This window comes from Psychrobacillus sp. 05T411 (assembly GCF_056396485.1).
Map to the genome: position 1 here is coordinate 163668 of NZ_JBFTLO010000007.1, position 12096 is coordinate 175763.

At 38.6% G+C, this 12096-nt stretch carries 11 protein-coding genes and 1 other annotated feature; of the genes, 10 read left to right on the top strand and 1 reads right to left on the bottom strand.

Annotated features, from left to right (window positions below; translation table 11 throughout):
• The first annotated feature begins 61 nt into the window (after positions 1-61).
• Complete coding sequence (locus AC1DFT_RS07655; RefSeq protein ID WP_477918598.1) at positions 62-256, top strand: hypothetical protein; 195 nt, start codon at positions 62-64, stop codon at positions 254-256.
• Between the two features lie 545 nt (positions 257-801).
• On the opposite strand, the gene AC1DFT_RS07660 is transcribed toward AC1DFT_RS07655, so the two are convergent.
• Positions 802-2088 carry a replication-associated recombination protein A gene (locus tag AC1DFT_RS07660; protein ID WP_477918599.1) on the bottom strand — a complete coding sequence of 429 codons (1287 nt, stop codon included), beginning with the start codon at positions 2086-2088 and terminating at the stop codon, positions 802-804.
• 136 nt (positions 2089-2224) lie between these two features.
• On the opposite strand from AC1DFT_RS07660, the gene cymR reads away from it, so the two are divergent.
• From cymR to AC1DFT_RS07705, 9 genes are all read left to right on the top strand, one after another.
• A complete protein-coding gene (cymR, locus tag AC1DFT_RS07665) occupies positions 2225-2647 on the top strand; it encodes a cysteine metabolism transcriptional regulator CymR (RefSeq protein WP_402820436.1) in 423 nt (140 codons plus the stop codon).
• Between the two features lie 12 nt (positions 2648-2659).
• Positions 2660-3793 (top strand): cysteine desulfurase family protein, encoded by a 1134-nt coding sequence (locus AC1DFT_RS07670; RefSeq protein ID WP_477918600.1) that lies wholly within the window; start codon positions 2660-2662, stop codon positions 3791-3793.
• Positions 3794-3812: 19 nt separating this feature from the next.
• Complete coding sequence (gene mnmA / locus AC1DFT_RS07675) at positions 3813-4925, top strand: tRNA 2-thiouridine(34) synthase MnmA (protein ID WP_477918601.1); 1113 nt, start codon at positions 3813-3815, stop codon at positions 4923-4925.
• A gap of 14 nt (positions 4926-4939) precedes the next feature.
• Entirely contained in the window at positions 4940-5596 is a 657-nt protein-coding gene (locus AC1DFT_RS07680) for a tetratricopeptide repeat protein (RefSeq protein ID WP_477918602.1), read from the top strand.
• 27 nt (positions 5597-5623) lie between these two features.
• Entirely contained in the window at positions 5624-8050 is a 2427-nt protein-coding gene (gene recD2, locus AC1DFT_RS07685) for an SF1B family DNA helicase RecD2 (RefSeq protein WP_477918603.1), read from the top strand.
• 37 nt (positions 8051-8087) lie between these two features.
• Positions 8088-8299, top strand: a binding site (T-box leader).
• 48 nt (positions 8300-8347) lie between these two features.
• The gene (alaS, locus tag AC1DFT_RS07690; RefSeq protein ID WP_477918604.1) at positions 8348-10981 is read left to right on the top strand and encodes an alanine--tRNA ligase; all 2634 of its coding nucleotides are present in this window, start codon (positions 8348-8350) and stop codon (positions 10979-10981) included.
• 95 nt (positions 10982-11076) lie between these two features.
• Positions 11077-11343: an IreB family regulatory phosphoprotein gene (locus AC1DFT_RS07695; RefSeq protein ID WP_093266172.1), complete on the top strand. Its 267-nt coding sequence runs from the start codon at positions 11077-11079 to the stop codon at positions 11341-11343.
• Between the two features lie 2 nt (positions 11344-11345).
• On the top strand, positions 11346-11765 hold the full coding sequence (gene ruvX, locus AC1DFT_RS07700) for a Holliday junction resolvase RuvX (RefSeq protein ID WP_477918605.1): 420 nt from the start codon (positions 11346-11348) through the stop codon (positions 11763-11765).
• Positions 11766-11775: 10 nt separating this feature from the next.
• Complete coding sequence (locus AC1DFT_RS07705) at positions 11776-12063, top strand: DUF1292 domain-containing protein (RefSeq protein WP_477918606.1); 288 nt, start codon at positions 11776-11778, stop codon at positions 12061-12063.
• Positions 12064-12096 lie beyond the last annotated feature (33 nt).

Consider the following 12096-nt stretch of genomic DNA (forward strand, 5'->3'; position numbering starts at 1 on the left):
GCAGTTTTTTCCTTTTCCCTTATACTAAAATTAATACAATGTGGAATGAGAGGGATAGAAAATGACAGAAACTACAAATCAAGAAGAACCTAAAAAGAAAATGACTTTGCAAGAAGCAGTAAAACAAAAGCTAGAAGAAAAGAAAAACCAGGCAAATGGCGGAAAATCGCAAGCAAACGGACCGGCTGCTAATCAAAAGGCAAAAAGTCAAATGACGAAGAAAGTAAGTAATACTCGCCGTAAAATGGGTGTGTAAGGAAGAGCTCCGCATGAGACAGAATTATCTCATGCGGAGCTTTTTTACTGCTTAGAAAATAAAACATCCTATTGGCCTCCACTGGAGTAGCGACCCTCGGCGAGAATCAATGGAAAACTGCTATTTACCTAGTAGCAACTGGCTAGAACAAATTTTTAAAAAAGTTTCTTGCATGTGAAGTACCAGGAAATGGTTAAGGGCAACGGACTAGTCATTGAAAGCAACCAAATCTATTAGGAAAGCAACTAAAATCAATGCGAAAGCAACCAAATCCCAACGAAAGCAACCAAACCGCCTGTGAAAGCAATCAATTCTTAAAATAGCTCTTTACTTGGATTAAGATGATTATATATGACATAGTATCCCTATGCGGAGCGTCATTCCATTCACTATATAAGGAAGAGACTGGCATTTTCACATTTGTTCCGCAAGCACAAGCATAACCTGGTTGGAAAAATGGAGTGTTTAGCTGCACCCCTTAATTTTATGGAAATTATTAAGTGCTGAAAACAAAAAATCCAAGCAAGACATTCGTCCAACTTGGATTATTTTTCTTTTTTGAACGCTTCCAACCGTTTATAAATCGCGGCTAACCTTTTTTCTTCTCCAGCATCAATTGGTTCATAATACCTTGTGCCGACTAAATTATCGGGTAAGTATGTTTGATTGACCCAGCCGCCGAACGTACCAATTTTGTAGTCATGTGGATAAATATATCCACCATGACCAAGCTCTGCTGATCCTGCGTAATGGGTATCTTTCAAATGGTTTGGGATATTTCCCGTTTTACCTGCATGAATGCTCGCTATAGCAGCATCCAGTGCTGAATATGCTGAATTAGATTTCTCGGATAAACACATAAGTACAACTGCATTTGCAAGAGGTATCCGAGCCTCAGGTAGCCCTAGTCTTTCGGCCGACTGTATTGCTGCGAGCACTTGTGGACCAACAGTTGGATTGGCAAGTCCAATATCTTCATAGCTCATAACGAGTAACCGTCTTGATACCGCCACTAGATCTCCATTTTCCAGTAAATGGGCTAAATAATACAGCGCCGCATCTGTATCACTACCCCGCACTGATTTTTGCAATGCAGACAATAAATTATAAAAATGCGACCCTTTTTTATCACCGAAGACACCGACTCGATCAACTAAACTGTTCAGTATACCATCTTCCACTTTTGTCACGCCGTCTTCTTCAAAACTTGCAAAAATAGTCGATTCTAATAAGGTTAATGCTTTACGTGCATCCCCATTTGCGGCATCTGCAATTTTTTTACGCTGTTCGTCTGTAATGCCGATGGCTATTTTGCCCAGTCCTTTTTCTTTATCATCCAAGGCTCTTTCTAAAAGCATGTCCACGTCTTCGGTTGTAAGCCGTTTTAGCTGTTTTATTTCACCGCAACGCGAACGTATGGCTGGATTCACATCGTGAAAAGGGTTTTCTGTTGTAGCCCCGATTAATATGATCGAGCCATTTTCCACATGTGGAAGTAAAGTATCTTGTTGTAATTTATTGAAGCGATGGATCTCATCTAAAAATAAAATCACTTTCCCGCTAATTCGTGCATCTGCCACGACGTCTTCTACATCTTTTTTTCCTGCTTTTGTTGCATTAAGTGCTACAAAAGGAAGCTTGGTTGTACCAGCAATGGCAAAGGCTAGGGAAGTTTTACCAACACCTGGATCTCCATATAAAAGCATGGAGGGGACATGCCCGTTTTTAATCATTTTATATAATGCTGTATCTTTTCCAATAACATGCTGCTGACCGGCAATTTCGTCTATCGTTTGAGGTCTCATACGATATGCTAAAGGTTCGTTGCTCAAAACAATCTCTCCTTATTCAAACGTCTGTTCTTTAATTATAGCGAAGATTGGCGGAAAAGTCATTTTGAATTCGTTCCAGCTCTTAGTTATGCTATACTTGTTTAAGTATTTTTTAACTTTAATGAGGTGGAATATATTGAAATTTTCAACAAAAGGACGATATGGTTTAACAATAATGGTTGCTTTAGGAAAGCAGTTCGGAGAGGGACCTATTGCGCTTCGAACAATTGCAGCAGATCATAATTTATCCGAAGCATATTTAGAACAAATCGTTTCTCCCTTACGAAATGCAGGACTTGTGAAAAGTGTTCGAGGTGCTTATGGCGGGTACATGCTATCAAGTAAGCCAAACGAGATCACAGCAGGTGATGTTATTCGCGTTTTGGAAGGGCCGATTCAAATCGTAGAAGGTATTGAAGAGGAAGAACCACCACAACGTGAATTATGGATGCGTATACGAGACGCAGTGAAAAATGTACTAGATACGACAACAATTGAAGATTTAGCGAAATATACAGAAGATAATCCAGATGACACTGGGTATATGTTTTATATTTAAGGAGTCTTTTAAATGACTAGAATATATTTAGATCATGCGGCAACTACACCAATGGCCAAAGAAGTTATACAAACATTTACAGCAGAAATAAACGAAGAATTTGGTAATGCATCAAGCATTCACCAAACTGGTAGAAACGCAAGAAAAAAACTAGATCAATCACGTACTATTTTTGCGACAAGTATCGGCGCTCATGAAACAGAAATTACGATTACGAGCGGTGGAACTGAAGCGGATAACTACGCTCTATTTGGTACTGCATATGCTCGAAAAAGCGAAGGAAAACATATTATTACAACGCAAATTGAACATCACGCGGTGCTCCATGCTTGTGAGCAATTAGAACGTGAAGGGTTTGACGTGACATACTTACCTGTAAATAACGAGGGGCTTATCGAGATCAATGACTTGAAAAATTCCTTACGAGACGATACTATTTTAGTTTCTGTTATGTATGCGAATAATGAAGTCGGAGCGATACAACCAATTCAAGCGATCGGGGAATTGTTAAAAGATCATCCAGCTTACTTCCATACAGATGCAGTACAAGCATACGGTAGTATAGAAATTAACGTAAATGAATTACATGTAGATTTACTGAGTGTGTCCAGTCATAAAATAAACGGACCAAAAGGGATTGGCTTTTTATTTGCACGCAAAGGAATCGCGTTGAAACCTTTGTTTTACGGTGGGCAACAGGAACGAAAAAGACGTGCAGGAACAGAAAATATTCCAGCAGTCGTTGCTTTTGCAAAAGCAGTTGAACTAAAGCAAGCGCATTTACAAGAAAGTGCCAATGACTATGTTCAATTGAAACAAGCTTTCGTGAAGCAATTAGAAAGTAATGGCGTTCAGTTTACGGTAAACGGTTCAAAAGAAAACGTGTTGCCACATGTATTGAATATAAGCATCCCAAAAACGGATGTGGAAACATTTTTAGTACAACTCGATTTAGCTGGAATTGATGCTTCTAGTGGTTCTGCATGTACTGCTGGTTCCATCGATCCATCTCACGTACTTGTTGCAATGTACGGGGAGAATACACCGGAACTTCGAAACTCTGTCCGCTTTAGTTTTGGGATTAATAATACAGAGCAGCAAGTAATAGAAGCTGCCAATAAAATAAGTAAAATTATTCTAGGATAATTGAAATGAGTGAGTAAAAGTGAAAAAAATAGAAGATACACGAGTAGTTATCGGCATGTCGGGTGGCGTAGATTCATCCGTTGCAGCTTATTTATTGAAAGAGCAAGGGTATGACGTCATCGGTATATTCATGAAAAACTGGGATGATACAGACGAATTTGGCGTTTGTACCGCAACAGATGACTATGAAGATGTTATTAAAGTGTGCAATCAAATTGGAATTCCATACTACGCAGTGAATTTCGAAAAACAATATTGGGACAAAGTATTTACGTATTTCTTGGAAGAATATAAAGCTGGGAGAACACCAAATCCAGATGTTATGTGCAATAAAGAAATCAAATTCAAAGCATTTTTAGAGCATGCACTAGCACTGGGAGCAGACTATTTAGCAACTGGGCACTATGCACAAGTAGATGTAAGAGATGGACAAACTCGTATGCTACGCGGGAAAGATAATAACAAAGACCAAACATACTTCTTAAACCAATTAAACCAAGAGCAATTAGAAAAAGTCATGTTCCCAATTGGTCATTTAGAGAAGAAAAGAGTTAGAGAAATTGCATTAGAGCAAGGTTTAGCTACAGCAACGAAAAAAGATTCTACTGGTATCTGTTTCATCGGAGAAAGAAACTTCAAAGAGTTTTTAGGACAATATCTTCCTGCTCAAAAAGGTGTTATGGAAACGATGGATGGCAAACAAATGGGGCATCACGATGGATTGATGTACTACACGATTGGTCAACGTCATGGTTTAGGTATTGGTGGTTCAGGAGATCCATGGTTTGTTATTGGGAAAGATTTAGAACGCAATGTATTATTAGTAGGTCAAAATATTAATAACGATGCACTATTTTCTACAAGTTTGACCGCAACGGATCTTTCTTTCACAACGACATTAGATAAACCAACATCTTTTCATTGCACAGCGAAATTCCGTTACCGTCAAGAAGATGTGGGCGTTCATGTAGAACTTCTTTCGGAAGACAAAGTACTCGTTACATTTGATCAACCAGTTCGCGCAATTACACCAGGACAAGCAGTTGTTTTTTATCAAGAAGACGAGTGCCTAGGTGGCGCAACAATTGATGAAGTGTTCAAAGATGGATTGAAATTGGACTACGTCGGGTAACAGGAGGTTTTATCATGAATTACAATGAATTAGGTATTCAAGCGATACAAGAAGAAAATTACGAAAAAGCAGTGGAGTTATTCACGAAGGCAATTGAAGAAAATCCAAATGAAGCGATTGGCTATATTAACTTCGGAAATCTATTAGCCTCCATGAATGAAAATGACCGTGCGGAACGGTTTTTCCAAAAAGCAATTACATTAGACGAGCACGCCGCAACTGTCTATTATAGTCTAGCAAATTTATACTATAATGCGGAGCGTTTCGAGGAAGCTGCAAAACTGTATGAAAAAGCAATTTCGAATGGAATAGAAGGGGCAGATGCCTATTTTATGCTAGGGAAAAGCTTTGAAAAAGAAGGACATACCAAGCTTTCCTTACCGTATTTACAACGTGCATATGAACTAGATTCTTCCGATATTCAAATTGCACTTTCCTATAGTATTGCGCTAGCAAGTATGGAAATGTTTGAACAAGCGGAACCGGTTTTAAAAGAAATTTTAACACTAGACGCAGAAAATGCAGATGCGCATTATAATTTAGGTGTATTATATGCGGTTTCCACATCGGATACAGATGCCGCCCTACACCATTTAAAAGAGGCATTTACAATTCAACCAACCTATGATCAAGCACGTTATGTGTACGACATGATTTCTTTACGTAATTAATCTATGAAAAATTTTGGAGGCGGTAGTATGACAAACGAAATGAACAGTGAAAAGCAGTTTATATCGGGTCGTCCTATCGTCTCTATTTTTCATAATCCTCAAAACTTATTTTCCATCATCAAATTAAAAATTAAATCTACGAATACTTCCTACACCGATAAAGAAATAATTGTTACCGGTTACTTCCCTTCTCTCGTACTAGAAGAAGCTTATAAATTTACTGGATTTATTAAAAACCATCCCAAATACGGTGTACAGTTCCAAGTGGAAACATTTCAAAAAGAAGTGCCAGCGACCGAGCAAGGAATTGTTCATTATTTGTCGAGTGATATGTTCCCAGGAATCGGACGCAAAACGGCTGAAACGATCGTGAAAAAACTTGGTCCAAATGCCATTAATAAAATATTAGACGACCCGGAAGCATTAGATGCGATTCCGCGCCTTGCCGATGAGAAAAAACAAACACTAAGAGCGGTCTTAGAACAAAATTTAGGTTTAGAAAAAGTAATGATCCAGCTTAATGAATGGGGTTTTGGACCTCAAATTGCAATGAAAATATATCAAGCATACAGTGAAGAAACAATTACTGTTTTAACGAAAAACCCATACCGTTTAATCGAAGAAGTGGAAGGCGTTGGATTTGTACGCGCGGATGAGCTTGGTTATAAATTGGGTATTAAAGGAAATCATTCAGATCGTATTAAAGCGGCCATTTATCATTTATTGCAAACAGCTTCTTTAAGTGAAGGACATGTCTTTTTATATGCGGAGCAGTTGCTTGAATCAGTAAAAAAGTTACTAGAAAGCGCTCAAAGAGAAGAAATTCCGTTTGAATCGATTTCCAAATGCTGCATTGAACTTGCAGAAGAAAGCCGGGTTGTTGGGGAAGTGAATCGTTTTTATATCCCTTCACTTTATTATTCAGAAGTTGGAATCGCTTCTAAAATTGAAACTTTGATCGGTGAAAATGAGGCACATCATAAATTTCCACTAGCAGAGATGAAAAAACATTTAGGCGGTATTGAAGAGCGATTAGGCGTACAATATGCAACTACCCAAGTAAAAGCGATTGAAACGGCCTTAAATGCTAGTATGACCTTATTAACAGGGGGGCCGGGTACAGGCAAAACGACGGTCGTTCGAGGAATCGTTGAATTGTATGGGGAACTTCATGGGCTTTCGCTTGATCCAAAAGAATGGGCAAAGGACAAAAAGCCCTTTCCTATTGTGTTAGCTGCTCCAACTGGTAGGGCGGCAAAACGTCTAAGCGAGTCAACGGAATTACCTGCTATGACCATTCACCGTCTGCTAGGATTTACTGGTCAAGAAGATGACGATGCAGAAGGAAATGAAATAGAAGGCAAACTAATCATCATTGATGAAACTTCCATGCTTGATACATGGCTAGGACATCAACTGTTAAAGGCAATTCCAAAAGATGCGCAAGTTATTTTCGTAGGAGACCAAGATCAGTTACCTCCAGTCGGGCCTGGGCAAGTATTAAAAGATTTACTAGCATCCAATCGGATTCCAACCGTCGAGCTAAAAGATATTTATCGCCAATCAGAAGGATCTTCTATCATTGAATTAGCCCATGAAATGAAAAAAGGATCGGTTCCGGAAACGCTATTAGACAAAACGAGGGATCGTTCCTTTATCAAAGCTACCACTGAACAAATTCCTAAAGTAGTGGAACAAGTATTGAAAAGTGCTTTATCCAAAGGACATTCTATCCGGGATATACAAGTGTTAGCTCCCATGTATAGAGGTCCAGCAGGAATAGATGCCTTAAATAAAATGATGCAAGAAATGGTCAATCCAAATCCTGATGGAAAACGAAAAGAAATGATCTTTGGCGAAACAATCTACCGAATAGGCGATAAGGTACTGCAACTCGTTAATCAGCCGGAAAGTAATGTGTTTAACGGAGATATGGGAGAGGTTGTAAGTATTTTCAGAGCTGCTGAGACAGTCGATAAGAAAGAAATACTCGTCGTGTCGTTTGATGGTACAGAAGTAACCTACGAAAAAAATGATTTAAACCAAATTACATTAGCCTATTGCTGTTCCGTGCATAAATCGCAAGGTAGTGAGTTCCAAACGGTTATTATGCCAGTGACCCGCAGCTATATGAAAATGCTACGGCGGAACCTATTATATACAGGGATCACAAGAGCTAAAAATTTCTTAATATTATGCGGAGATCCGCAAACTTTTAAGTATGGTGTGGAGCGGACAGATGATTTGCAGCGTCTAACAACATTAAAAGATCGATTGACTGGAAGTGAAGAGCCGGAAGAACAACCAGTTGAATCGGAAGTGGCGAATTACGATGAACCGAAGGAAGTCCTCGTAGACGCTACTTTTTTAGCAGCGGATAACTATCATTTGGTTGATCCATTAATCGGCATGAAAGGAGTAACTCCTTATCAATTTATGGATGCTGACAATTGACAATGGGACAATTGTTTCTTATAATCAATTGCATATAAGGAAAATGTTGACGGAGAAAGTACTAATGTTACCTGATAAGAGAGGGATTCCATGGCTGGAAGAATCCTCAGTGCCTAACATTTAGGAAAGCTACTCTTGAGTGCAGTTAAAACCTGCCGTTTGCCGCGTTAAGGCTTCTTAAGAGACATATTGGTGAATGCTAATATGTAACTAGGGTGGTACCGCGAAATAATAGCTTTCGTCCCTTTTTGGGATGGGGGCTTTTTTTATTTCCATGAAAAATTAGGAGGAATTACGATGAAACAATTAACAGGCGCGCAAATTAGACAAATGTATTTAGACTTCTTTATCGAAAAAGGACATAGGCAAGAACCTTCTGCTCCACTTGTGCCGATCAATGACCCATCTTTACTTTGGATCAATAGTGGAGTTGCTACATTAAAAAAATATTTTGACGGGCGTGTCGTACCAGAAAATCCACGTATTACAAATGCGCAAAAATCGATTCGTACAAATGATATTGAAAATGTAGGGAAAACGGCTAGACACCATACATTCTTCGAAATGCTAGGAAACTTCTCCATTGGTGAATACTTTAAAAAAGAAGCAATTAAATGGGCATGGGAGTTTCTGACCGATGAAAAATGGATTGCCTTTGATGCAGAAAAATTATCGATTACGGTTCATCCTGAAGATGAAGAAGCATATAGTATTTGGAGAAATGAAATTGGTATTCGAGAAGAAAGAATTATTCGTCTGGAAGGAAACTTCTGGGATATAGGAGAAGGTCCAAGTGGTCCGAACTCTGAAATTTTCTATGACCGCGGAGAAAGTTACGGAAATGATGCAAATGATCCCGAATTATACCCAGGTGGAGAAAATGAACGTTATTTAGAAATTTGGAACTTAGTATTTTCTGAATTCAACCACAATCCAGATCACACATACACACCACTACCAAAACAAAATATTGATACTGGTATGGGTCTGGAACGTATGGCAAGTGTTGTACAAGATGTACCTACTAACTTTGATACAGATTTGTTTATGCCAATTATTCGCCAAACGGAAAGTATCTCAGGAAAAACATATGGCCAAAACGATGAAGATGATACTGCATTCAAAGTAATTGCAGACCATGTTCGTACAGTCGCTTTCGCAATTGGTGATGGAGCACTTCCTTCTAATGAAGGCAGAGGGTATGTGCTAAGAAGATTACTACGCCGTGCAGTACGTTTTGCTAAACAACTTGGCATCGATAAACCATTTTTACACGAACTTGTGCCGGTTGTAGGAGAAATTATGCAAGACTTCTATCCAGAAGTTACAGCAAAACAAGATTTCATTATGCGTGTGATAAAAACAGAAGAAGAACGATTCCATGAAACACTACATGACGGTTTAGCGATATTAGAAAAAGTAATCGAAGAGCAACGTGCAAAAGGGGAATCATTTATCCCTGGAACGACTACATTTACTTTATATGATACGTATGGCTTCCCGATTGAATTAACGGAAGAATACGCAGAAGAAGCAAATATGACAGTAGACCATGAAGGGTTCAAAACAGAGATGGAAGCACAACGTTCTCGCGCTCGCGCTGCTCGTCAAAATGTCGATTCCATGCAAGTCCAATCAGAAGTATTTAGTAAACTTCATGATGAAAGTGAATTCATTGGATATGACACAGTTTCTACAACAACGAAAATTACGTCGATTATTCTTGGTCAAGCACTTGTAAAATCTGCAAGTGAAGGTGATGAAGTAAAAGTTATTTTGACACAAACACCTTTTTATGCAGAAAGTGGCGGTCAAATCGCTGACCATGGAATTATTGAAAATGAGTCGTTTAGAGGATTTGTCAAAGATGTGCAAAAAGCACCAAATGGACAAAACTTACACACTGTTGTGATTGAATCTGGAGAAATGATCAATGATACAACGGTTACTGCGATTGTAGATCCATCCCTACGTGGTCATACGATCAAAAATCACTCTGCAACGCATTTATTACATCAAGCGTTAAAAGATGTTCTAGGAACTCATGTAAACCAAGCGGGTTCTTATGTTGGACCAGATCGCCTGCGTTTTGACTTTTCTCATTTTGGACAAGTTACTAAAGAAGAACTGGAGAAAATTGAACGTATAGTAAACGAAAAAGTGTGGGATAATATCCCGGTAGTTACTGGATACCACAATATTGATGAAGCGAAGAAAATGGGTGCAATGGCATTGTTCGGTGAGAAGTACGGCGATATCGTTCGTGTTGTTCAAATGGGTTCATTCTCTTTAGAGCTTTGTGGTGGAGTCCATGTAAAAAACACTTCGGAGATCGGGTTCTTTAAAATCCTATCAGAAAGTGGAATTGGAGCAGGTACACGACGTATTGAAGCTGTTACTGGGAAAGGTGCTTTTGAAGTTGTCAAAGAAGATGAACATGTGCTTGCAGAAGCGGCAAGTTTATTGAAAGCACAACCAAAAGATATGGTTTCGAAAGTAACACAAACATTACAAGAATTAAAACATGTGCAAAAAGAAAATGAATCACTTTCTGCAAAAATTGCAAATAGCCAAGCTTCATCTGTACTATCATCTGCACAAACAATAAACGAGATTACGGTATTGTCTGTAAAAGTAGATGCAAAAGACAATAATCAATTACGTCAAATGATGGATGATTTAAAACAAAAACTTGATAAAGCAGTGATCGTGCTTGGAGCAATTGATGGGGATAAAGTAATGATTTCTGCGGGAGTAACAAAAGATTTAGTTGGTGGAAACTACCATGCAGGAAATATCGTCAAATTAGTAGCAGAACAATGTGGAGGTAAAGGCGGCGGTCGCCCAGACTTCGCAATGGCAGGTGCAAAAGATGGTAGCAAATTAGAATCCGCTTTAAATTCAGTTTACGAATATATGAAAACAATCTAAAAAAATTAGGTATATTTGATACTATTTCCAATTTCGGTTATACTAAAGTCAGATAAGTAATGTTGCCTACTAAAATCGAAAGCGAGGTGCTGATCATGAGTTCATTTGATAAGACGATGAAATTTAATTTTCCTGAAGAATCGATGGAACAGGAAGTCAAACATGTGATGCTACAAGTACACTCTGCACTAGAAGAAAAAGGGTATAATTCTATCAATCAAATTGTAGGCTATCTACTATCTGGTGATCCAGCTTATATTCCTCGCCATCAAGATGCGCGTAATATGATTCGAAAACTTGAGCGTGACGAGATTTTAGAGGAATTGGTGAAATTTTATATTAAAAGAAATAATGAGGCTTAAACATGCGAATTATGGGTTTAGATGTCGGTTCCAGGACAGTAGGCGTTGCGATAAGTGATGCAATGGGATGGACAGCACAAGGGATTGAAACGGTTAAAATTAACGAAGACGAACTAAACTTTGGTTTGGAACGTATTGATGAACTGGTTAAGCAGCACGAAGTAACTGAATTCGTAGTTGGTTATCCCAAAAACATGAATAACACCATTGGTCCTAGGGCTGAAGCATCTGAACGCTATGCGAAGCTACTAACCGATAAATACAACTTTCCCGTAACAATGTGGGATGAAAGATTGACAACAATGGCTGCAGAACGTATGTTAATAGATGCTGATGTTAGCCGTAAAAAACGGAAACAGGTAATTGACAAGATGGCTGCCGTAATGATATTACAAGGCTTTCTAGACAGAAAAAATAGATGAGGTGACTGCAATGGACCATGGTCAAGAAAATATTACAGTAGTAGATGAGAATGGTAACGAGCAACTGTGCAATGTACTATTTACATTTGAATCAGAAGAATTTGGAAAATCGTATGTGCTGTATTATCCAGTAGGTGCGGAAGAAGACGAAGACGAATCAATTGAAATTCACGCATCTTCATTCACTCCAAACGAAGAAGGCGAAGATGGAGAATTACTTCCAGTCGAAACGGATGCTGAGTGGGATATGATCGAAGAAATGTTAAATACATTTTTAGATGAAGAAGACGAAGATTAATCATTCGAAAAAAGGAAGGAAAGAGGTTCTCCT